The following is a 22,899-nucleotide window of genomic DNA, read 5'->3' on the forward strand; positions in this document are numbered from 1 at the left end:
TATGGGCATTCTTGAAAGAACACTGGGAGCTATTTCTCCCGGGTGGGCAGCGGCACGCGCGCGGGACCGTCTCAGGCTCAATGCTTATGAAGCGGCAAACCCCTCACGGCTGCACAAGGCGAAAAAACAGAGCCAGTCAGCGGACACATCGGTATTTGCCGCAGGCCAGTCCCTGCGGGAACAGGCCCGCTGGCTGGATGAAAACCATGACCTGGTGATCGGCCTGTTCGACAAAATGGAAGACAGGGTGATTGGGGCTCACGGCATCCATGTTGAACCCCAGCCTCTCGATCTGGAGGGCAATCTCCATTCCGATTTTGCCGGGCAGCTTTCGGCGCTCTGGGCTGAATGGTCCGTGCGTCCGGAAGTGACCGGCATGTTTACCCGCCCGGAGGCTGAACGTCTGCTGTTGCGTTCTGCGCTGCGTGACGGGGAAGTGTTCACGCAGCTGGTCAGGGGGAATGTGCCGGGCCTGCAGCACGCCACTTCTGTGCCCTTCTCGCTGGAAATGCTGGAGGCGGATTTTGTACCGTTCAATCTGAACAGCACTGCCGGCCAGCAGGTGCGCCAGGGCATCATCGTAAACGAGTGGGGGCGACCCACCGGATATCGGGTTTACAAATATCATCCGGCAAACATGACGCGCTTCAGCGCCGAGCTTAAAACCGTCTCTGCCGACAACATGCTTCACCTGGCGCAACGTAAGCGTCTGCACCAGCTGCGCGGTATCAGCCTGATCCACGGAGTCATAACCCGGCTTTCGGATATTAAGGATTACGAAGAGAGTGAACGCGTCGCTGCCCGTATTGCCGCCGCGCTGGGGTTCTATATCAAGCGTGGCGATGCGCAGTCTCTTGGCGATGACGGTGAGTTTTCAACGCCTGGCGGCCAGCGTCACTACGATATTGCGCCGGGGATGATTTATGACGAACTCAGGCCCGGCGAGGACCTGGGCATGGTGGAGTCAAACCGTCCGAATGTACACCTCTATGAATTCCGGAACGGGCAGATGCGGGCCGTGGCCGCAGGTACGCGCGGCAGCTATTCCAGTATTGCCCGGGACTATAACGGCACCTACAGCTCCCAGCGCCAGGAGCTGGTGGAAAGCTTCGAAGGTTACAACGTTCTGCAACAGTGGTTTGTCGGCCAGCACAGCCGTCCTGTATACCGCGCCTGGGTAGCGATGGCACTGCTGAGCGGCGTTGAAGTCCCGCCGGATGTGGATCCGAATTCCCTCTATAACGCGCTTTATCTCGGGCCTGTGATGCCGTGGATTGATCCGGGTAAAGAGGCCAGCGCGTGGAAAGCCATTGTGCGTGGCGGCGCGGGTACTGAAGCGGAATGGGCACGGGCCAGGGGTAAAAATCCGCAGGAGGTTAAGCGCCAGCGACTGCGTGAAACAGAATTTAACCGTCAACACGGGCTGGTGTTTGATTCCGACGCCGCCAATGACAAAGGAGCGATGCCAGATGCAACGGCAGAAACAAACGATAAGCGGCGCGAGCCGGACGATGATGATTAACCCCCGCGCCAGCCTGGCTGGTGTCGATGCGGCAAACGGGCAGTGCTGGTATGAGATCCGCGCGCTAGCCGCCGGGCGCGTTGAAATTTTCCTTTACGACGTGATCGGCGGCTGGGGCATCACTGCCCAGCAGTTTGTCGCGGACTGTAAGGAGGCGGGGGTGTTTGACGCCAGCGCGGTGGATTTGCATATCCACAGCCCCGGCGGCGATGTCATGCAGGGCTTTGCCATTTACAACACCCTGTCACGGCTGAAAGCAAAGGTGGATATCTGGGTGGACGGCGTGGCGGCCAGCATGGCCTCGATGATTGTCTGCCTGCCCGGCGCTACGGTGCACATGCCGGAAAACGCCTGGATCATGGTCCACAAACCGTGGGGCGGCATTGCCGGGGACTCTGACGACATGCGCGACTACGCCGCCTGGCTTGACCGGAATGAAGCCCTGATGCTCAGTGCCTACATGAACAAAACCGGACTGGGGCAGGAGGAGCTGGAGGCGATGCTGAAAGCGGAGACCTGGCTTAACGGTGCCGAGGCGGTGGAAAAAGGTTTCGCCGACACGCTTGAACCTGAACTGCAGGCCGCGGCCTGTGTGAATGAAAATAAACTGAAGGATTACCAGAACATGCCAGAACAGATTAAATCCCTTTTTGCGCCGCGCGCCGAAGCTCCGGTGAATCAGCCACAGCAGCCTGCTCCGGTGCAGCAGCCCGCACCGGTACAAGCGAATCTTACTCCGCCAGCGACACAGCAACCCGCGCCGCAGATGACAAACATCGATGTCGCCGCGCTGGCGCAGCAGCTGCAGCAGCAGATGCAGGCATCAAATGCCGAGCGAGTGAGCACGGTTTCTGCCGTTTTTGAGGCGTTCCCCACCTTCGCCACGCTGAAGGCGGAGTGCCTCGCCGACTTCACCTGCAGCGCTGAGAAAGCCCGCGACAAACTGCTGCAGGCGCTGGCGGCGGGTACCACTCCGAGCGCCGGTCCGGGGGCCATTCATCTTTATGCCGGTAACGGTAATCTGGTCGGTGACTCCATTCGTGCAGCGGTGATGACCCGCGCGGGCTATGCGCAGGCCGAGAAGGATAACGCTTACAACGGCTACACCCTGCGCGAGCTGGCGCGCGCCTCTCTGGTGGATCGCGGTATCGGGATCTCCGGCGCAGGAACGGCGCAGGCAATGGTCGGTCTGGCGTTCACCCACAGCAGCAGCGACTTCGGCAATATCCTGATGGACGTGGCGCACAAGGCGGCGCTGCTGGGCTGGGATGAGGCCACAGAGTCATTCGAACAGTGGACCCGTAAGGGTACGCTGACCGATTTTAAAACCGCGCACCGCGTCGGTCTTGAATCACTGGCATCGCTTCGCAAGGTCCGCGCCGGGGCGGAATATAAATATGTCACCATCAAGGATCGCGGTGAGCCAATTGCCCTGGCGACCTATGGTGAGCTGTTCAGCATTGACCGCCAGACCATCATTAACGATGACCTGGACATGCTGACCCGTATCCCACAGGCGATGGGGCTCGCTGCACGTGCCACCGTGGGCGATCTGGTGTGGGCAGTGCTGACCAGCAACCCGAAAATGTCGGACGGTAAGCCGCTGTTCCACGCTGACCACGGCAACCTGGTCTCTGCCGACCTGAGTATCGAAGGCCTGGATACGGCGCGTAAGGCGATGCTGCTGCAAAAATCCGGCGATCGCCGTCTGAATATTCGCCCGGCCTGGATGCTGACGCCAGTGGCTATCGAGTCCCGGGCTAATCAGCTGATCAAATCTGCAAGCGTGCCGGGCGCGGATGCCAACAGCGGTATCGTGAACCCGATCCAGAACTTTGTGACCGTGGCCTCTGAGGCGCGTCTGGATGACAGCAGCCCGACCGATTTTTACCTGACCGCTGCGCAGGGACGCGACACTATCGAGGTGGCGTATCTGGACGGTATCGATACGCCGTATCTGGAGCAGCAGCAGGGCTTTACCGTTGACGGTGCCGCCTTCAAGGTGCGCATCGATGCCGGGGTGGCGCCGCTTGACTGGCGAGGCATGGTTAAAGTCACCAAAAAATAATGACCGTCATCTGACGGTTTTTTTTATTACGGAGCGGCGCGTGCTGCTCCTTTTTATTTCCGGAGAGAAAAATGGCGAAAAATTATCAGCAGGACGGCAACACCCTGGATTTTCAGAATACCGGTGCGACTGATATTCATTCTGGGGACGCCGTGCTTTCGGGTGTGCTGGTGGGCGTCGCACACGATGACATCCCTGCAGGGCTGTGGGGCGTGCTGCATACCACGGGCGTGTTCGTTCTGCCAAAAGCGGCGGAGGCGGTTACTGTAGGTCAGAAGCTCTATCTGGCAGACGGCAAACTGACAGTGGAAGCGGGTGAGTCGGCGACGCCGAACCCCCTGGCGGGTACGGCCTGGGCTGCGGCTGCGGCGGACGTCGATACTGTTCCGGTCCGGCTGGGCTACTGATGAACCGCTTTCGTGCCCGGCTGGCCCGTGCGGATGCGCGGATCTCCCGGGCTTTTTCCGAGACGCTGCCCGCCGTTCTGACCATCGACGCTGAGGTGCGACCTGTTACCGTGATTTTCGAGACGCCTGATGCCCCGGTTGACGTGCCCGGCGGGGGGCAAATTCAGGATCGCTCTCCGGCATTCAGCGCGATGACCGCCGATATTGCGGGGCTTGAGAAGCACCACGGCGTGGAAATCAACGGCACGGCTTATCGTGTGACGCACGTCGGGGCTGATGAAGAAGGCCGCACCCGCGTCACGCTGGCGTATGGCGCACCGGGTAAGGTGCAGCCGGGCATCAATAAGTGGAGCTGATATGGCGCGAGAGTCCAGACTGCGGCGGGATTTGCCCGTCGATATCGATGTGGATGCCATCTGGCGGATAGCTGAGCACATCGGTGCCACCCATAAACAGTTTCGGGCAGCGTATTCCCGCGCCCTCAAACGTACCGCCGCTACCCTGCGTAAAAAAGCGATGGCAGACCTGAAGGACGGACTGGCCCCCCGCAGCCTGGACCTTGTGCGTCGACGCCTGCTTTCCTTTCGTCTTGATCGCGCCTCTCAGTCAAAACTGGATAACTTTCGTCTCTGGTTTGGCCTGAATGCCATCAAGGTAAAAGATCTGAAAGGCCGGATTAACGGGCGGGTGCGGCCTCGCCATTCCCGACGTGATAAATCCACCGGACGGTTTATCAGGGCGCGACGCCAGGCGGACAATGCCGGGTTTACGCCAAAGGGCAGCATGCTTACCCCGCGCACGTATGAAAACGGGGAAGTGGCACGCTCACGTCGTGAGAACAGGCGAACGGTAGTTATTCGCGATCATGACACACGCCGCACCCGCGAGGCGGAAGTTGATATTTATGAGCCGATGCTGAACTACATCGAAGATAACGCCTTTGCGGAGGCGATGGATATTTTCATGCATCACTTTGAAACCGATCTGCGCGGGCGTGTGAAAGCCCGTATTTCTGTCTGAGGTTGATCATGGCCGAGCCATTACTGCTGGGGCAGTATCACGATGCTGTCACCGGCGCGCTGAAAAAAATTGCGTGGGTGCGTGATGCAGATGCCTACCCGGAAAAAAACGTGCCCCGTTTTACCGGGCTGACTACCCCAGCAGTGTATTTCTCTATCAACGGCTGGGAGCAGGGCGGAGGCAACGAGGGGCAGCTTAACGTGAATCTCGCCTGCGACTTGTTCGTGGTTGTGGATGCGGCAGGGGCTGGCGTCAGCCGCCCCGAAATTTTCCTGCGCACGGCCGCCGCCGATATCACGCAGTGGATTGACGGCCAGCAGTTCGGCCTGACGCATCTGGATCCAGCCGTCTTTATCGATGCGTCACGGGATGAGTTTGATCCGCGCATGGATGATTATCTGGTCTGGCGAATTTCCTTCACACAGTCAGCCGCCTTTGGTGCCGATCCGTTTGCACAGCTGAATGCTCCTCTGAAAGCGGCCTGGCTGGGCAAGGCCCCGGATATCGGGCGCGCGCATGTGGACGATTACCAACTGATTTACGAGGCAAAACCCGATGAGTGATATCGAGGGCGATCTACAGCGCCGTCTTGCGAATATCGTGCGGCGCGGGGTTATTCATTCCGTTAAGCATGACGGTATACCGAAGTGCCGGGTGGATTTGGGCGACATCACCACTACCTGGCTGCCGCTCTGCCAGGGCTTTTCCGGGGCAAACCGGGCTGACTCCAATCCGTATGCGGTCGGAGATGCGGTCACGGTGCTGTCGGAGGCGGGCGAGCTGAATAATGGCCGGGTGTTTCCCGGCTGGAATACCGGCGGTCTGCCGGTACCGGAGGGCAGCGACAGCGAACATATCACCCGCTACGGTGACGGTACCGAGATCCGGTATGACCGTGCCGCGCATGCCCTGACCATCACCCTGGCGGAGGGCGGGACCTACAAAATCATCGGGAAAGGCACGCTGGACGGTCCGGTGGAAATCACCGATACCCTGACCGTGCAGGGGAAAACGCAGATAAACGCCGACACGAACGTGGCCGGAAATATCGGTGCTACGCAGGAGATTTCGGACGGTACCGGGAAAATGAGCGGGATCCGTAAAACGTTCAATGATCACGATCACCGTGGAGACAGTGGCGGCACGACCGGAAAACCTAATCAGAAAAAGTGACCTGCTTGAGCAGGTTTTTTTATGCCTGGAGAAAATAAATGGCGAATTTACATGGTGTGGAAACGATTGAACTGACATCCGGTACGGTCGCGGTTACTACGATCCAGACGGCAATTATCGGTCTGGTGGGTACTGCGCCTGATGCATCAGCAGGCGTCGCGGCTTCGGGAACGGCGGGTACGCCGTTGCTTTTCAATGAGATGATTTTCACGGCAGCGGCATCGGGACGCGCAGGTAATCAGATTGTTGTGAATGCAGTAGCAGGTGTGCCGGATAAGGACGATCCACAGGATGTACCGACCACCGCTGAAATGGACGGTACCACGCTGAACATAACGCTGGGATGTGATGCAACAGGGAAACTTACTGCAAATTCCGCCGCTGTAAAAAACGCAATGGAATCCGTTCCGGCAGTGAAAGTGGTTATCAACGGAACGGGAAGCGGCATGGTTACGCCATTTACGCTTCAGCTTGCTGGCGGTGAGGATGAACCGTTCCCGCTGAATACTCCTGTGGCGATTGTTGGCACCACGATGCTCTCGCGCCTCGGGGAAACCGGCACGCTTAAGCAGGCGCTGACAGAAATTAATGACCAGCGCAATGCCCTGACAGTCGTGGTACGTGTTGCGGCAGGAAACAATAAGGCGGAGGAGGGTGATGAATCTGAAACGCGCGCTGCATTGCTGGCCGGGATCCGCGCGCTGTCGTCAGCGAAAACCGTGACGACGTATCAGCCCCGCATCCTGATTGCGCCCGGATTCAGTGAGGATGATGCCGTCGGCAAGGCGCTGGAAACCATGGCCGGCAAACTGCGGGCGGTGGCGTATGTTGACTGTGCGTCCAAAGCCACGCTGCAGGAGGTGGTCCAGCGACGCCAGTCCTACGGCATGCGTACCGAGCTGCTGCGCCCGCGCGTGCAGGTCAGCAACGCCGACGGCCAGCTGGTCTGGCGTCCATATTCTGCATTCGCGGCGGGGCTGCGCGCCCGCATCGATTTTGAAAAAGGATGGTGGTGGAGCAAATCCAACCAGGACATCAACAACATCCTCGGCGTGGAGCAGATCGACGAATTTATTCTGGGCGATGAAAACTGCGATGCGAACCTGCTTAACATGCAGAACGTCTCCACCATCATCCGCCGGGCAGGTTTTAAGCACTGGGGGAACCGCCTGTGTGGGACCGATCCGCAGTGGCGTTTCGAATCGGTTCGCCGTACCGCTGACGTCATCGAGGACAGTATTCAGGAAACGATGCTGGAATACGTTGACCGTCCACTGGACCGGGAGAACGCCGACGACATTATCGGCACGATTAACGCCTATATGCGCCAGCTGGTCGGACTCGGTGCCATTTTCGGCGGTCGCGCCTGGCTGGATGAAGAGCTTAACACCGCTGAGAGCATGGCGGCGGGCGTGCTGTACATCAACTATGACTTTGGTCCGAAATCGCCGACTGAGCTTATCAGCCTGCGGGTCCGGGTGAATAACAACTATGCGCTTGAGGAGATGCTGGCAGCATGAGCGAAAAAAACACACTACGCGTCTGGACCTTCTTCCGGCAGGGGATCCGTATTCAGGGGGCGCATGAATTCACACCGCCGACACTGTCCATTGTCAAAACTGACCTGCGTACCGGCGCGCAGGATGCGCCGTCCCCCGTGGATGATGGCATGGAGGCGCTGACCTGCCAGCTGAAATTCTACGGCGTGGATACGGACATGCTGACCGCTTTTGGTTTTGTCAGCGGCAGCCGTCCGCGCTTTACGGCGTATCAGGGCTATCTGGCGAACGGTACCGCGCTTGGCACCATCGAGGAGATTGAAGGCTTTGTGCAGACCGTTACGCCGGATGCCCGGGGTAAGGACAGTCTGTCCGAAAATGCCATCACGGTGGAGATCGCCGTGAGTTATTACCGCCAGACCAAAGATGGCCGCGAGCTTTTTGCCATTGATACCGAGCGCTTCGCGCGCCGGGTGAATGGTGTGGATGTCCTGTCCGGCCTGGCGGCGAAAGTCCGTCTTTAATTTCAAAACATCTGACAACGGCCTGCGGGCCGTTTTTTTATGGAGATAAACATGTCTTTTCCTGGTGAAACCCGCGTTATCAAACTGTATTCCCCCGTCACGCTTGAAAATGGCAGTGCGCTCAACGAGGTGACACTGCGCGAGCCTCTGGTGCGTGACCGTATCGCCTTTTCCAAAGACCGCGGCAGTGAAGAAGAAAAAGAAGCGCGCATGATTGCGCTGCTGTGCAACCTCAGCGAACAGGATATCTGGCAACTGACGGCGGCGGATTATGCCCAACTGCTGGACGCGTTTAACGTTTTTATGCTCCCGCCCGGGGAGCGTCCGAAAGAGAGTTAATCCGGGCGATGCGTTTTCTGGGGCGGCGTCTGCATTTTCCCATGACGGAATACCTGGATATGCCGTTCAGCGTATTTTCTGATTTTCTCACCGACGAAGTGGAGGCGGTAAACCGTGGCCGGATTAAGCCAGAACCTTAAGGCCGTCATTACCTTTGGCGGCAATATCGACAGCTCCTGGAGCCGTTCAGCGAACGGCCTGCAAAAGAGCCTGAAGGACGTCGGGAAGCACTCAGAAAAACTGACAAAAGACCAGGCGAAGCTGGCGGCGGAGATTAAGCGTGCAAAACTGGCCGGGCAAAGCCTTGGCGATCTGAAACGGCGTTACAGCGACGTCTCCCGTGAAATCCGCAAAACGGAAACCGAACAGCAGAAGCTAAACCAGCAGATGCAGAAGACGCAACGGCTGGCAGCCTTCAAAGGAGCCGGCAAAGGGCTGTTTCGCCGTGGGCTCGGTATGGCCGGACAACTGGGCGGGATGGTTGCTCCCGGGCTGGCGATTGGCGGCGGGGGCGTGGTGGCTTCCGCACTGGGTACCCTCATCGCACCGGCGGCAACCAACGCAGAAACCGCCCGGCGGGCTGGCGTGGCGAAAAGCTATGGTGTCGATATCCCGACGTTTGATGCGTGGGATACGCTCGCGAAACAGTTCGACATGAACGGGGAGAACATCGGCGATCTGTTTGAGGAGTATCTGCATAAGTCGGGGGAGTACAAGCAGAACGGCAAGCAGGGTTCTCTGCAGGATGCGTTTGAAACGCTGGGTTTTAAAGCGGGTGATTTTGCCGGGCTCAGCGATATGGCGCAGTTCGAAAAAATTGTTGAGCGTGCGCTCAGCCTGCAGGATGAATCGAAGGCCTCGTTTGCACTGGATTCGCTGTTTGGCGGCGAGGCCAGCAAGCTGTTGATGCTGCTCAAGCAGTCCGGCAAGAGCTACCGTGACCTGATGGACGAACAGCGGCGCTATAACCTCGTCACGAAAGAGGGCGCCGAAGGGGCTATGGCAGGGAATCGCGCCGTCACTAACTTGCGCACCGTCTTCTCCTCCGCTGTGGCGGAAATCTCCGGTCAACTGGGTAACGAGCTGGCACCGGATATCCGCCGTCTGACGGACGATATGGCGGAGTGGTTTAAGGGCGGCGGGATAAAGCGGATTGTCAGCTTCCTGCGCAATGACCTGTACCCCGGCGTGCTGACGTTCGGACAGGGCATTGTTTTCGTCGGGAAAGTGGCCTACGCGCTGGCAAAAAAACTGTCCTGGCTGCTGCCGGATGAGCGAAGCGATCAGCGGGACGTGCTTAAGTCGCTGGCAATGACGGGTTCGGTCGATATCGCCCGCATGACGGCGCAACGCAACGGGCAGGGCGAATGGTTTGAGCAGCAACTGAAGGAAAAGCCGGACCTGCCTGATGACGTGAAAAAATCGTACCGGGACACCCGTGGATTTTTCCGCGACGACGAGGACACATTCAACAATACACTCGATAAGTATGTGACGCCGGAAAGCAGCACCGCACCGTTCTCCTGGGATTCAGCACTCAACCAGAACAAGGCGATACCCGCGCAGCCCGGGCGTGAAACATCCGACAAACCTGCCGGTGCCTGGAATAATTACGGACTTCCTTCCTTACCTGCTTTTGATAAAAGCCTCAACTGGTCCTCAGTGGATAAATCACCAGGATTATCAGACGAGTCTTTTACCGTTAACCCAATCGTGAATGTCGATAATTCGCCAGCGACAGCGTTACGGCTGCCTCCAGCACCGGATCCCGGAGACTCTGGCAAAGAGGATAAAAGTGACTGGGGGGCGTTACTGCAGGAGCTGGAACTGGCGGACAAAGCACCTCCGGCACGACAGCTCACCGACAACCGGCGATTTGAGTTTCACTATGAAATCCACGGCGCACCCGGGCAGGACGAACGGGCGATCGGTGATGAAGTTGTCGGGGTGACGAAAACTAACCCCATATTCAAAGGTGACAGCAGCATGCTGGATGGAGGGCAAATCTGGTGAGTGAGATTATTCCGGTCTTTGAAGACTTCGGTCAGGCAGGTGCCAGCGCAGCGCGGGGAGCCCAGGCTGCCCGTGTGATGATGATGCTGGGCGAATTTGCATTTTCCATCGACACCACGGCGTATAACCAGCTGACCCGGGAGGCCAGCTGGAGATGGAGCGAGCAGGAGCGCATCGGCAAACAGGATCTGCTGCAGTATACCGGCAAGTCCGGGCGCACCGTCCGGCTTGAGGGGGAGTCTCATGCGTTCTTCCGGAAGGGGGTGGATGCGGTTAACGATCTTTACGATCTCGCCGACCAGAACAAGCCACAGCAGCTGGTCAGCGGTGAAGGGGATGTGCTGGGCTGGTGGGTGGTGATCGACTTCTCCGACACGACCAGTCGTTTTCTGCCTGGCGGTGGACACCGAAACAAAAACTGGACGATGACGCTGAAACATTATGCAGACGACATATCAAACCCGTGACGGTGACGTGCTGGATGCTGTCTGTGCGGCGCATTACGGCACGGAAAACCTGTCTTATATTGTGACGCAGGTTCTGGAAGCGAATCCTGGTCTGGCCGATGTCGGTGCAGTTTATCCGTCAGGCCTGCTTATCACCCTGCCGGATCTGGCACCGCCAGTCCAGGAGTCGGCCTTCAGACTGTGGGATTAAAATGACTGAACAGACTGTTAAACCGGAATATGCTCCCGCTTTCAGCGTCAGCGCGGAGGGGAAGGATATCACCCGCGCGCTGCAGCAAAGCCTGGCTGAGCTGACGCTCACCGATTACGGCGGCGCCACGGCAAAAGCGGATGAACTGAAAATCACACTTTTATCAGAAACCCTCCCTTTGCCGACAAAAGGCGCGCGACTTCGCGTGGCGCTGGGCTTTAACGACCAGTTGGTGGACAAAGGCTGGTTCGTGGTGGCCGGCGTGGGCAGCAGCGGTCCGCCGCGTCGTATCGAGATTTATGCCACCGCCGCGCCCATGAACGCCCAGAAACAGCCAGGAGACGTGATCAGCCAGAAAACGCGCAGCTGGGATAACCTGCGACTGGCGGATTTGGTTAAAACCGTGGCGAAAGAGAACGGGCTGATCCCAAAGGTGGCCGCTGAGCTCGCCAATATCCATATTGATCACGTGGACCAGGTGGCAGAATCCGACGCGAATCTGCTGACCCGTCTTGCCCGAACGTGGAACGCAGTCAGCAAACCATCGGGCGGCTACTGGCTCTTTCTGCGTCAGGGGGCCACGGCCAGTGCCTCTGGTGAGCAATCAGGCGCACTGGTTATCACTCCTGAAGAGGTCTCCAGCTGGTCATACAGCGAAGGCGAGCGGGGGAGTTCCACAGGAAAGGCCACCGGCAGCAAAGGAAAGTCATCAGGGAAAATCGGCGTGCGGTATTACGATGAGGCTGACGGTAAGACAAAAACCACCACGGTTGATCATGATGGCCCCTCCATGGCAAATCCGTACACGCAGCCCGTGAAGGCCACTGCCGATCAGCAGGCCAAAGCGAAGAAAACGCAGGCCCGGCGTAACGAACGAAAAATGACGGTGACAGGCCCCTGTCGCCCGAAACACGTTCCCCTCACGGCAGAATCCGGCGTATCCACGTCCGGCTTTGGCGAGCGGGAAGATCGTGCCTGGGTGGTGGAATCGCTGGTGTATTCCCTGACGCCTGCCGGATTCAGCTACACCTACAATCTGGTGGTGGATATTCGCAAACCTTCAAAAAAATCCGGCAGCAAGAATAAAACCGGCCCGGATTATTTCGGTTAACTCTCCGCCATCTGGCGATCCTCATACGGAAAAACATTATGAACGGTGTAAACAGCCGGACAGGTAAACGCCTGTCTGGCAGCGACCATTTGCGCCAGTCCGTCAGCGATATCCTTTCCACGCCGCTGGGCAGCCGCGTGCTGGTTCGTGATTACGGCAGTGACCTGTTTTCGCTGGTGGACAACCCGCGCGACGATCTCACCCGGCTGCGGATTATCGCGGCCACAGCCTCAGCCCTGGCTCGCTGGGAGCCCCGGTTGCGGGTTACGCGTGTGATGGTCACTTTCCCGGCCGATGAAGCAGGATGTGTCGTCGATATCGAGGGGATCAACAAAGAGAATAATCTTCCCGTCAGCACCGGAGGCATACAGATTTATGGCAAGTAGCTACGACGTAATTAACCTGTCCGCGCTGGCGGTTCCGGATGCCATTGTGGTACCGGATGCCGCCGATATTTTTTCCCGCTGGCTGGCGCGCCTGCGAGAGCTTGATCCGGAGTTCGATGCCCTGGTGGAATCGGACCCGGCGTATAAACAGGGGGAAATCAATGCCTACCAGCTGACGCTGGCGTTTCAGCGTGTCAACGACGCGGTAAGGGCGGTCTTCCTTGCCAGCGCCAGAGGGGCCGATCTCGACCAGGTGGGGGCGGCCTTCAACGTTTCCCGCCTGGTAATTGACCCCGGTGATCCGGATGCGGTACCGCCCGTCGAACCTGTCTATGAAAATGATGACGCTTTTCGCGAGCGCATCCAGCTTTCGTGGGCGCAACTGAACACCGCCGGTGCACGCAACGCGTACCGTTTTCATGCCAAATCGGCCGATAACGATGTGCTGGACGCAGATGCATACGGGCCGGAGACCCATAACCGACCCGGTGAGGTGGATGTGTATGTGCTGTCGCGAACGGGTAACGGTGAGGCAGGAATTCTCCTGATCGAAACCGTGATGAATACACTGAGTGCCGATGAAGTCAGGCCACTGACTGATTATGTCAGCGTGAAAAGTGCCACCGTTGCCAGCTATGCCGTCACGGCTGAACTCGATATCCCTGACGGGCCGGATGCGCAGACGGTGCTGGAGAATGCCATCAGCACGCTGACGAGCTATACCCAGCTTTCCCACCGCATCAACGCCATCGTCCCGCTCTCTGCAATATACGCTTCCCTGCAGCAGCCTGGTGTATCAAGGGTCAAATTGATCAGCCCGACGGCCGATCTGGAAGCCGCCGCCGGGCAGGCCCCCTGGTGCAGCGCGATAAACGTTACGCGTAAAGGAGGCACCAGTGGATAAATTTCGATCCCTCCTTCCCCCGTCAGCCATTCAACCGGAGCGGGCGCAGGAACAGGCAGGCACAGAGCTGATTGCGGGGCTGGATACTGACATGGTCCGGAAGGTGAAAAATCCTGACACCTGTCCGGCCCATCTGCTGCCCTGGCTTGCCTGGGAGTTTGCAGTGGATTCCTGGGAAGAGGCCTGGACGGAGGAGGAAAAACGGCAGGTTATCAAGGATGCCGCGTATGTTCATCAACATCGCGGTACTGCCGGGGCTGTTCGACGCTCTCTCAGTGCCGTCAGCCTGCCGACGACCGTCGTGGAGTGGTGGGAGGATGAACCACGCAAAGATCCCTATACGTTCCGTGTGGAGGTCTACAGCCTGCAGGCCGTTGATGAAGCGCTGTACCAGCGCATACGCCGCCAGGTGGATAAAGCCAAAAATCTTCGCAGCCTGCTGACCACAATAGATGTGATCGCCGACCTGGGCGCGAAGGGAAATTATTATACCGGCGGTGCTGTTACCGCCTGGATTGACGTTGTTATTGAGGCAGGAGTGTAGCTATGGCTGAGAAGTATTACAGCATTCTGACCAACAGGGGCAAGGAGCTGGAGGCGCAGTCCTCTGCGACCGGGAAGCCCGTTATCATTAAAGATTTTGTGGTGGGTGACGGGAACGGCCAGGCCGTAAAACCGGATCCGGCGCAGACGAAACTGGCACGCGAGGTTTATCGTAACGCGATATCAGCGCTGCAGGTTTCCCCGGACCAGGCGAATCAGTTTATTGCTCAGCTGGTGTTAGCGGCAGGAGTGGGCGGGTTCGTGGTGAGGGAAGTCGGACTGCTGACGGATGCAGGGGAACTGTATTCCGTTGCGAACTGTGCCGCGATTGAAAAGCCGGAGAACGGTGTCAGCGTGAATCTGCAGTACCGCCTTGCGGTATCGGAGTCAGCGAACATTGAGCTTAAAGCCGCTACCGGCGATGGCCTGTTTCTGCGCATCGATAAGAATCTTTCTGAGATAGCGGCGAAAGGGGAACCCGCCCAGAAAAGTTCGCGTGAAGCCATTGGCGTTCTGGATGCTACGACTGCGCGTAAAGGTCTGGTCCAGCTCAGTAGCGCAATTGACAGTACGACTGAGGCGCTGGCTGCCACACCTAAAGCGGTCAAGGCGGCATACGACCTTGCGAACGGCAAATATACAGCTCAGGATGCCACCACGGTGAAAAAGGGTATCGTCCAACTCAGTAGCGCGACCGACAGCACATCTGAGACGCTGGCGGCTACCCCAAAGGCGGTTAAAGCGGTTAACGATGAACTGAACACGGTTAAAAACACTCTCGGTACAGCGGCATCAAAAGATGTGCAGACATCCAAAGATGATATTACTGCTGGACGTGTTCTGGTTAATGGCGGCGCTTTGGCTTTGAGGACAACGCTGGCAGGTGCCGGGAGGCCTCTTACTGATTTTAATGACCTCCCTGCAAATTCCGTGAGTTTTGGCTATGACAACGCAACTAACACCCCCGGCTTCACTGGCTCAGTTCTTGATTACGCTGGTTCTAGCGGTAAATATCGGGTGCAATTGGCAGCGCAGTATAACGGCAACGGAAACCGGATTGCATTTCGCACGCGCAACGGCGATTCCGGTGGCGCATGGAATGCGTGGGGAGAGCTATACCACACACGAAATAAACCGACTGCCAGTGATGTTGATGCGGTTTCCGCAACAAATGGTGGCACCTTTCAGAAAGAGGTTGGTTTTAATGGTGGTCTTTGGGTCAGGTCAAAGACAGGTATGTATAGCGGTAATGATGCCGCAGGTTACACTAGTAACAACATGCTACTGAAATCGTGGTACGGGATCGGTTTTTACTGCACGCTGACCGATGCAAATCAAAAGGAAACCGGACTAACCGGATACATCAATACGCGTAGCGGTCGTCTGGAAATGAAAGAGCAGATCATCCCCGGTAACTACACCAACTTCGACGCCCGCTATCAGGCAAAAGGCAACTACACTCCTGCAGGACAGGCATACACGAAAGCTGAGAGTGACGCCCGCTATGGCGTTATGAACGGGTTCCGCCGTGGAGGTCAACAACTACGAAATCCTACTGATGTCTTCTTTGGTAATTGGGAGTCCCCTGCTGGTTGCGTCGTTACAGGCATAACAATGGAAAACAGAAGCGACGGACGAAAGCTAGGGGTTTATTACCGTCAAATGCAGTATCTCAACAAGCAAACTGGCGCCTGGGTAAACGTAGGAGATTAATTATGGACAAATTCACTAATCCAACAATTTACAGATATGAGCACGTAGAAGTTAACGGAATAATGCGCACGGGACTGTATTTTCAGGACATTCATGGGCGCGACTGGTACGAAACACTTCGCAACTGGAAAGGCGCTATATCCTTGGATGATGACAGGATCGTGATTGCTTACGAGGCAGATGTGTCATTTATGGGGATGCAGGAAGGGCGTGATGTATATGAAGTCGATCCCGCAGATGTACCAGCCAATGTATTAGGGAATTACAAGTTTTCTGATGGCGTATTTATTGATATCCGGCCAGGTGCTACCGAAATTGCGGAGCAAAAGAAAAATGAGCTTATGGAGGAAGCGGATAGATCTATTGCTCCGCTTCAGGATGCCGTTGATATTGGTGAGGCTACTGACGCAGAAATAGCGCTGTTACAGGCATGGAAAAAATACCGAGTTTTACTTAATCGTGTTGATACAAGTAACGCGCCGGATATCGATTGGCCACCGGTGCCGGACGATAACTAACAGGCAGCAAAAAAGCCCGAATTTGGACTGACCCCATAAAGTTGGACAGTTCATGTTAAGCGACTGTCAGGGCCGGGGTTCGGTATTCTACCGGACTCAGGCCATTTAATTTCAATCCTGTTGTCCTGTATAATTTTCATAATAGCTGAAAAAAATCATGAGAGACCAAGCGTGTAAAACTTCGGAGATGGGATGGGGCATGCCTGAAAGGTACCGCAAATAAGCAATAAATTACAAGTGCAAGCACTCCTGCGCGCGCAACCCACAGAATAAGATTACGGAGTTTCACTGTCTGACCGTATGGGTAAATGTTTTTTCAATGAAAAAATCCTTTTAACTTGGGTTGTTCATAGCCTATATAAAATGAATTTAAATAGTCATTTATCTTCTTCATTATCTATAAAATAATGAAATAAACCATAGCCTGCCAGACAGAAAACAATGTATCCAAGAGCGAAATAAAGCAACAAGAGCATTTTCGCCTCCATAAGGTTTCATCCAGCTTTACTATTTTCGAAATACACGGCCCATGAGTCAGGTTCTTTTCTCACCAGGCATATTGTCCTTCGGTCAAGCGATTCAGGTGTTAAGACTTTTAGTGTGATGTCGATTTTACCTTCAGGAATGGTTTGCAGATAATTATTCTCTTTACATGAGATTAACACAGGAGGAGTTTCGCCAAGGAATACCGGGCTGGCAGGGGAGGTAGGCTTGAAAAGAAAGATAATGTACAGGATAAGAGCCATTGTAAGAGCGCAAATCATCCATAGAAAAGCTTTAGCACCATCCGTGTATTTTACTGACATATACCCTCCTTAATATATGGACAAGTTAGCAGCTATATCCTGTCTTTTGAAATTGTTAATAACGATCAATCTGAAACCATTGATCGTTATTGTCGATCAAAAAGTGATCGGTTGAATCTTGCTCAGTGAAGGATGGGAGGAGCAAGAAAAAGGCTAACTGGGAATGTAGGTTCAAGATTAGTTACTTGGCGCAAAAGCGGGTGATACTCGCGAGTAGGCATTTGGTCAAAATTAATTTTTTCGATTATGATGCAATTTGCATAGCGACTTTTTTGGGAAATGATTTATGGGGTAACCATGGGAAATTTTAAGTCGATAGACATTTGCTAATGTTCTCATACATGGGATATTGATATTGCTGTCCAACCGCGAAAAGCGGTGCTCCTTGACGGAATTCATCAATTTTTAAACCGGCAGTGTCATAATAAACCCAGCACGTTCATCAAGAAGGCCATGTAGCTTCCAACGATGGAATATGGTGGGAAAGAATAAGGTCTCGGATCCGGATGAAATCTTGTTTTATCCTGAAGTAAATGCTTGTTATCTATATGAAAGCTGTAACGGCTAAGCGACAAAACATTCTGGCGAATGCAAAGATCTCACGACTGAATGCCAAACTTATCTTCAGTTGGAAAGTAGCAACGAGAGGATAGGATAAGTTTTATAAATTGAATATTACATTAATGAATTATAAGCATTAACTTTCTCTAAAGCGAGTGACAAAAATGAATTTTAGATATAAAATGACCGCCAAACCAACTTTCACAGGGCTTATAAAATTCATTTCAAGCCCTGCGAGTTTTAACAAATTGTTCTGCGCAAAGATAATACTTCACACCATGTTTTCTTATATTCCCATTCCTCGCAATATTTCCCAAGAGAGAAGATGAGTTTTTTATTTCCCTCCTGACAAAGTTCTTTCGCTCTGTTGTAATTCTCCCAGAGCAAAATGCTTCCCACGCTCAAATCACTATAAGAAGGGTCATAGCCACCATTTATATCATCGAAATATACCCAATCGATTGCTTCAGTTTTGAAAATCAAGTCAATGGCTATAATTTCATCATTTAATGTCAGCACCGCACCAAACAACATATGCCGAAATCGTTCAATGGTTTCAAACAGATTTTCCTCTGGGAATGGTCTGAGTTTATCTTTCCATCTTAACCTGAAGAGTTTGAGATATGCATCACAAATATCTTTTGAAGACAAGGATTCAATGTTTAAAATTTCACCGCCCGCTTTTATGAATCGATTCCTTTCTCCATTTCTTTTTCGAGATGTTTTTGAAGAAAAATTTTGTTTAATGTGACATATTTTATTTTTAAGTAATCTATTGCTGAAAGAATTAAGTATAAATCCTGTTTGCTTTGGCGACATTTTTTTGGTTCTAAAAGGCAAGATAACTTTTCCGTCAGGATTACAAGGAATTATTATGTCTTCATAAACGAAAGGATAATCTCCTGAAAATAAACACAACCCACCCTGAATAGAGTACGATGCGCATATCAAAACGTCGTCCTGAGTTTTGCAATAGTACTTTACTTCCTTGCCAAGTTTGTTACTGAGATATGTTATTACATCTGGATGACAACAAACACTCCCTCCGTACATAGCAAATGCTTGTTTATAAACATCCAAGCTACATTCTTTCCATCCTAACAGGGTTGCTTTTAACATACTTTCCATCGTTCATTTAGAATTTCGTAAGATGATAATCTAAAACTATATTCTAATGGTAAAGCACGCCGTCAGATTTGTTTAAGGTGTATTTAACTTAAAGTGAATTAAATTGAACTTTACCCAGTTTTGAGCTTGGCCGAGGTAGTCTATAAGGTTTTCCAGCAGGTCATCGCTGACCTTCTTAAGCCTTGTAAGCTGCAGCGAATGAAGCATCTCCGCTGTAACATTCCTCTACGCTTGCCTGTGATTCTACCGATGACTATGTGAACGGCAATAAGCGACGGAAAAAGCGCTGGCGAAAACAAGAGCTTACAAGGACGAAACAATATCCATTTGTTAGACGGAGAACATGCGCAACTGTAGATTGCGTCACATTGGGTATTACTTAACCAACTGTGAGTTAACGCTTATTAAACAAGCAAGCGGCAGGTACTGCACTCTGGATGTAATTTAAATTACCTCGAAGTGAGAGTGAATACGGTCAATGACTTTGGTGCTCTTGGATTTGATGGTGAGGGGAACAAGTTACCACTGCCGTCGAGTGAACGCGAAAGCAGTGGTTCTCATCAATGATATCGATTATCAGGAGTGAATGATGAGTAATGTCCTCGATGGAGTAAAGAAGACGTATCAAAGCAGATATGTGTCCAACAAGTTGAAGATGGTTACAGGGCCGCAAACATCACTCAACAAATTAAACATAGACTACATAAAGTAAATGGTTTATCAACGAGACGGCTAAAAATTACTCTTCCCGGCACATCCTCTTGCAAGCTGCTGTGCATAAGTGCATCCGTCAGCCGTCAGAACAAGCCCCTGAAATGACAGATATGCATCGCCGTCTTCATATCTCAGTGCCGCTTTCGACACAAGTTGTCTGTCTATCAGATCCGCAATGCATTTAATCAGTTCCGAAATGCTGACATCAGGAAAAAAGCGAACGAAATCTTTCGCATCGGGAGGGCAGGGAAAGAGAGCCCTTAGCCAGAAAATAATTTCGCATTCAAAAGTTGCGACTGATAAGTATTTACTCATTTACAAACTCCAGTCATAGCAGATGTTAATCTACAGTGCCTCTGGCCTGCCTGAACCTTCTGACAGTTCAGCAGTGTGCAACGGCATAAGAAAAGCCCTTCTCTGTCAGGTGAAGATAAGCAAGTCTGACGTAGGGGATATCATCAGTTCGTGAGATAGCCCGGCGGCAAATCAGGCGTTTTTCAATAAGAGCTTCAATGTTTACAGCCATCTGTAGCTCGCTGATGTCCTCAAAACAACTGAAGTACTGTTTACCGGTTGGCGGATAGGGAAAGAAAATGGACAGGGCCTGCAGGATGTCCTGTTGCAGGCGAGGGGAGAGTAATTTATGCATGTGTATAGTCCTCGAACTCGAAACACTAAAATGCCAGCCTCATCATTGGAATGACGAAACAGTAATAGTATTTTGCTTAATCGATTCGGCTAAAAAGTGATCTTTGTCACACATTGTGATCGGTGATAACGATCAATTTAAGTTTATTGATCGGTGTCATACGGATTGCGGAGATTGAAGTCATCTGTTTGACTAAACGTGATTTTGGTATTTGATTTTTACCACCTAAATTGGTGGTTTATCTTGCTCAGTAGAATCAGCAAACACAGAAACTAGGGCATTCAGCAGGTTAATAATAGCATTTGAAAGTGAACTAGCTTTAGGCACACTGATTGTTTAATCTTAACAAGGTATCCTATTTGCAGTTGTTATGTTCTGTATTGATCAGAGGAATGGCTTCAGCTATGTCAACGGATGTGAATATTCTCACTTTAAATGAATTCTTTGCTATCAAACGAAAACTTGAGGCCATTTCTGATGTATGGTCAGATCTCTGGACTATGTTGTATCTGAGTCAGGTCAGGCCTTTGTGCCTTCTCAGACTTAAATATGACGATCTGACCAATGACAGACAGACGTTCGTAGCAGCGGGTAAGTTTAAAGAATGCATTATTGAGTTAAGGCCAGGGATAAAAAAAATTATCCAGGCACGGAGAAAGCGTTACCCGGATGATGTGTTTCTTTTTCAGAGCCACTCAAACTGTCGCAAATCATCCCCATGCCCGGTTACGCTGATTGCATTTAACACAGCACTGAAGAGGGCAGCCGTTGGTGTGACGAAAAAGGTAGTCAGCAGCAATAGTGCTTTTACCCTAACTCTAACAGAGTGAAGTCCCGCAACCGATCTGTGTAAAAGATCAGATCGCGGTAACTATTATTTTTTTCCTGAAGCCGAAAATAAAGCCACGGTGCCGGTCACTCTCACTTCAGCGGTTTCAAAATGATCGGAAAGTATTTTTCTTAAGGATGCCTCGGAGTCATTTTTATTGGAGAAAATTCCTTTGCTATTGTAAGTATTCATAAGCAATTTTCCGAAACTATTGTGGTTTACGCCATTACCAAGAATAGTTGAACCGTAAAGTACTCCATCGACAGTCAACGCCATTTTGGCATTTCCTATAACTATAGCCTTATTGGCCATAGTCCCCGGCAGACAGTGAAGGAGATAAAACATTGAGATGGAGTCGAATTGATTGTTAAGGTGAGCCGGATAAGTCTCAAATACATCATGATTAATTTGGTATTTTATCTTCGGCTTCCCAGCCCTTGCCGAAGCTGCCTCAAGGCTGGAATTATTTAGGTCTAATAGCGAAATGGCGCAGTCATCTGGAGCATGAGTTAAGTAGTAGCCGGTTCCTACTCCGACATCCAAATGGTTTGAACTGAGATTTCTCAGAAAGTGAGGAAGGAGGTACTTTTTTGTCGGGCAGCGCCATGCAAAATCATTGGAAAAATTCAGCACCCACCAGTCATAAAGCTTCAAAGTTAGCGGTGTGTAGACCTTGGCCCCTTCATCAGTCTTCATATTCATTGATTTCACCTTGTAACGGTTGGTGCTGTGAATTACATCAGTAACTTGTACAGATTACAAGGTTATAGATGCCGTAGCCTGTGGTATGCAAGCACAAGCTACGGCAGACTGGCGATCATCCAATAGTGCGAGTATCAAATAGCCGCCAGTCGTAACGGATTGTACTTTTTCGGGATGAAGGCGCAAAGTGTTTAATCAGCAATCAGCCACATGTCGGATTCATCAAACATTTCCTCCAGCATGCGGTTCAGCTTTTCCCGATCGCTTTTGCTGGCGTCGCTGTTCAAGCCGTTTGCCTGCATCGGCTTCACCCTCACTTCGGCATCAAGGAAAATCTGGTGCACTCGCTTCGTTAGCTCAGCCAGGATGATCTCTCTGGCCCCTTCAAGTCCCTCTACATTTCGCTTGTCATAAACCAGTTCAACAAACACAAAAGCCTCCGGAAAATTACTGTGGTTACATACAGCATCTTTACTATAAAAATAAACAGTGTCAAGGCGAGCGCGACGCGAGGGAGGTGTGTATTTTTGTTACCCTTAGTTACAAATAGAAAAACCCCAGACCGTGAGATCTGGGGTTCTTTTAAAGTGCACGTGCATTTCACGTGCATATTTTTGTCTTTTCTCGGTCTGCGCACTGTCTGGTCAGTGTCCGTAAGTGGCTGTTTTTATTGCCGCTGTCCGGTTGCAGTCCTATCAAAAGTGGTGGAGCTGGCGGGAGTTGAACCCGCGTCCGAAATTTCTACATCCTCGGTACTACATGCTTAGTTTGTCTTTACATTCGCACGCCAGCTGCGGACAGACACGCCACTAACGAACTAGCCTGATTAGTTTTAGCACTTCAACCCCAGGCAGGGCATCCGCGCGATCTCTTTTGGGTTTGACCTCTCTTGATCCCCGTCTTAAGAGCGGAAGCTAGGGAGAGAGGGCTCTTAGCAGGTTATTAAGCTGCTAAAGCGTAGTTTTCGTCGTTTGCGACTATTTTTTTGCGGCTTTTTACGAGGCAAACCGCCCCTCGGCATGCACCTTGGGTTTCGCAAATCCCGTCGAATCCAGAATCAGCCCCAATAGTGTTAGGCACAGTATACCAGACTTCTCGTTCAGGATACCAGCC

26 protein-coding genes and 1 other RNA gene are annotated in these 22,899 nt (G+C 52.8%); 20 read left to right on the top strand and 7 right to left on the bottom strand.

Going from position 1 to position 22,899, the window contains the following annotated elements; genetic code table 11:
- The first annotated feature begins 1 nt into the window (after position 1).
- From I6L58_RS18450 to I6L58_RS23010, 19 genes are all read left to right on the top strand, one after another.
- Complete coding sequence (locus I6L58_RS18450) at positions 2-1,522, top strand: phage portal protein (protein ID WP_088209418.1); 1,521 nt, start codon at positions 2-4, stop codon at positions 1,520-1,522.
- Complete coding sequence (locus I6L58_RS18455; protein ID WP_390881695.1) at positions 1,470-3,590, top strand: ClpP-like prohead protease/major capsid protein fusion protein; 2,121 nt, start codon at positions 1,470-1,472, stop codon at positions 3,588-3,590. The genes I6L58_RS18450 and I6L58_RS18455 overlap by 53 nt, the downstream gene beginning before the upstream one ends.
- A 71-nt stretch (positions 3,591-3,661) precedes the next feature.
- Positions 3,662-3,997 (top strand): DUF2190 family protein, encoded by a 336-nt coding sequence (locus I6L58_RS18460; RefSeq protein ID WP_088209416.1) that lies wholly within the window; start codon positions 3,662-3,664, stop codon positions 3,995-3,997.
- On the top strand, positions 3,997-4,353 hold the full coding sequence (locus I6L58_RS18465) for a head-tail joining protein (protein WP_088209415.1): 357 nt from the start codon (positions 3,997-3,999) through the stop codon (positions 4,351-4,353). The genes I6L58_RS18460 and I6L58_RS18465 overlap by 1 nt, the downstream gene beginning before the upstream one ends.
- Position 4,354: 1 nt before the next feature.
- The gene (locus tag I6L58_RS18470; RefSeq protein ID WP_088209414.1) at positions 4,355-5,017 is read left to right on the top strand and encodes a hypothetical protein; all 663 of its coding nucleotides are present in this window, start codon (positions 4,355-4,357) and stop codon (positions 5,015-5,017) included.
- 8 nt (positions 5,018-5,025) lie between these two features.
- Positions 5,026-5,580: a hypothetical protein gene (locus I6L58_RS18475; protein ID WP_088209413.1), complete on the top strand. Its 555-nt coding sequence runs from the start codon at positions 5,026-5,028 to the stop codon at positions 5,578-5,580.
- Complete coding sequence (locus I6L58_RS18480; protein ID WP_088209412.1) at positions 5,573-6,190, top strand: phage baseplate assembly protein V; 618 nt, start codon at positions 5,573-5,575, stop codon at positions 6,188-6,190. The genes I6L58_RS18475 and I6L58_RS18480 overlap by 8 nt, the downstream gene beginning before the upstream one ends.
- 38 nt (positions 6,191-6,228) lie before the next feature.
- Entirely contained in the window at positions 6,229-7,710 is a 1,482-nt protein-coding gene (locus I6L58_RS18485; RefSeq protein WP_088209411.1) for a phage tail sheath family protein, read from the top strand.
- On the top strand, positions 7,707-8,213 hold the full coding sequence (locus I6L58_RS18490) for a phage major tail tube protein (protein ID WP_088209410.1): 507 nt from the start codon (positions 7,707-7,709) through the stop codon (positions 8,211-8,213). The genes I6L58_RS18485 and I6L58_RS18490 overlap by 4 nt, the downstream gene beginning before the upstream one ends.
- Before the next feature lie 51 nt (positions 8,214-8,264).
- Positions 8,265-8,552 (top strand): phage tail assembly protein, encoded by a 288-nt coding sequence (locus I6L58_RS18495; protein ID WP_088209409.1) that lies wholly within the window; start codon positions 8,265-8,267, stop codon positions 8,550-8,552.
- Positions 8,553-8,666: 114 nt separating this feature from the next.
- The gene (locus I6L58_RS18500) at positions 8,667-10,565 is read left to right on the top strand and encodes an AAA family ATPase (protein WP_088209408.1); all 1,899 of its coding nucleotides are present in this window, start codon (positions 8,667-8,669) and stop codon (positions 10,563-10,565) included.
- A gap of 5 nt (positions 10,566-10,570) precedes the next feature.
- Entirely contained in the window at positions 10,571-11,032 is a 462-nt protein-coding gene (locus tag I6L58_RS18505) for a phage tail protein (RefSeq protein ID WP_390881732.1), read from the top strand.
- On the top strand, positions 11,007-11,222 hold the full coding sequence (locus I6L58_RS18510) for a tail protein X (RefSeq protein WP_088209406.1): 216 nt from the start codon (positions 11,007-11,009) through the stop codon (positions 11,220-11,222). The genes I6L58_RS18505 and I6L58_RS18510 overlap by 26 nt, the downstream gene beginning before the upstream one ends.
- Before the next feature lies 1 nt (position 11,223).
- Positions 11,224-12,333: a contractile injection system protein, VgrG/Pvc8 family gene (locus I6L58_RS18515; protein WP_088209405.1), complete on the top strand. Its 1,110-nt coding sequence runs from the start codon at positions 11,224-11,226 to the stop codon at positions 12,331-12,333.
- Positions 12,334-12,371: 38 nt separating this feature from the next.
- Complete coding sequence (locus tag I6L58_RS18520; RefSeq protein WP_088209404.1) at positions 12,372-12,719, top strand: GPW/gp25 family protein; 348 nt, start codon at positions 12,372-12,374, stop codon at positions 12,717-12,719.
- Positions 12,709-13,623, top strand: coding sequence for a baseplate assembly protein (locus I6L58_RS18525; protein ID WP_088209403.1), 915 nt, complete (start codon positions 12,709-12,711; stop codon positions 13,621-13,623). The genes I6L58_RS18520 and I6L58_RS18525 overlap by 11 nt, the downstream gene beginning before the upstream one ends.
- Positions 13,616-14,167 carry a phage tail protein I gene (locus tag I6L58_RS18530; RefSeq protein ID WP_088209402.1) on the top strand — a complete coding sequence of 184 codons (552 nt, stop codon included), beginning with the start codon at positions 13,616-13,618 and terminating at the stop codon, positions 14,165-14,167. The genes I6L58_RS18525 and I6L58_RS18530 overlap by 8 nt, the downstream gene beginning before the upstream one ends.
- Positions 14,168-14,169: 2 nt before the next feature.
- Positions 14,170-15,879, top strand: a complete 1,710-nt coding sequence (locus I6L58_RS18535) for a phage tail protein (RefSeq protein ID WP_088209401.1) — start codon at positions 14,170-14,172, stop codon at positions 15,877-15,879.
- Positions 15,880-15,881: 2 nt separating this feature from the next.
- Complete coding sequence (locus I6L58_RS23010; protein WP_088209400.1) at positions 15,882-16,397, top strand: tail fiber assembly protein; 516 nt, start codon at positions 15,882-15,884, stop codon at positions 16,395-16,397.
- A 494-nt stretch (positions 16,398-16,891) separates the two neighbouring features.
- Here the strand turns inward: I6L58_RS23010 and I6L58_RS18545 are convergent, their stop codons facing one another.
- The 4 genes from I6L58_RS18545 to I6L58_RS18560 all read right to left on the bottom strand — a co-directional run bounded on the left by I6L58_RS18545 (position 16,892) and on the right by I6L58_RS18560 (position 20,255).
- Complete coding sequence (locus I6L58_RS18545) at positions 16,892-17,203, bottom strand: hypothetical protein (protein ID WP_088209399.1); 312 nt, start codon at positions 17,201-17,203, stop codon at positions 16,892-16,894.
- Positions 17,204-18,004: 801 nt separating this feature from the next.
- Complete coding sequence (locus tag I6L58_RS18550; RefSeq protein ID WP_176399451.1) at positions 18,005-18,883, bottom strand: GNAT family N-acetyltransferase; 879 nt, start codon at positions 18,881-18,883, stop codon at positions 18,005-18,007.
- Positions 18,884-19,624: 741 nt separating this feature from the next.
- Positions 19,625-19,921 (bottom strand): hypothetical protein, encoded by a 297-nt coding sequence (locus I6L58_RS18555; protein WP_088209397.1) that lies wholly within the window; start codon positions 19,919-19,921, stop codon positions 19,625-19,627.
- A gap of 67 nt (positions 19,922-19,988) precedes the next feature.
- Positions 19,989-20,255 (bottom strand): hypothetical protein, encoded by a 267-nt coding sequence (locus I6L58_RS18560; RefSeq protein ID WP_088209396.1) that lies wholly within the window; start codon positions 20,253-20,255, stop codon positions 19,989-19,991.
- Between the two features lie 404 nt (positions 20,256-20,659).
- Between I6L58_RS18560 and I6L58_RS18565 the strand changes: the two genes are divergently transcribed.
- Positions 20,660-21,085, top strand: coding sequence for a hypothetical protein (locus I6L58_RS18565; protein ID WP_088209395.1), 426 nt, complete (start codon positions 20,660-20,662; stop codon positions 21,083-21,085).
- Between the two features lie 44 nt (positions 21,086-21,129).
- Here the strand turns inward: I6L58_RS18565 and I6L58_RS18570 are convergent, their stop codons facing one another.
- The 3 genes from I6L58_RS18570 to ssrA all read right to left on the bottom strand — a co-directional run bounded on the left by I6L58_RS18570 (position 21,130) and on the right by ssrA (position 22,851).
- The gene (locus tag I6L58_RS18570; protein ID WP_088209394.1) at positions 21,130-21,786 is read right to left on the bottom strand and encodes a methyltransferase; all 657 of its coding nucleotides are present in this window, start codon (positions 21,784-21,786) and stop codon (positions 21,130-21,132) included.
- 191 nt (positions 21,787-21,977) lie between these two features.
- The gene (locus I6L58_RS18575) at positions 21,978-22,217 is read right to left on the bottom strand and encodes a DinI family protein (protein ID WP_088209393.1); all 240 of its coding nucleotides are present in this window, start codon (positions 22,215-22,217) and stop codon (positions 21,978-21,980) included.
- Positions 22,218-22,488: 271 nt separating this feature from the next.
- Positions 22,489-22,851, bottom strand: a transfer-messenger RNA (tmRNA) gene (gene ssrA, locus I6L58_RS18580).
- Between the last annotated feature and the right edge of the window lie 48 nt (positions 22,852-22,899).

Source organism: Enterobacter cancerogenus (assembly GCF_019047785.1).
Classification (GTDB): Bacteria; Pseudomonadota; Gammaproteobacteria; order Enterobacterales; family Enterobacteriaceae; genus Enterobacter; species Enterobacter cancerogenus.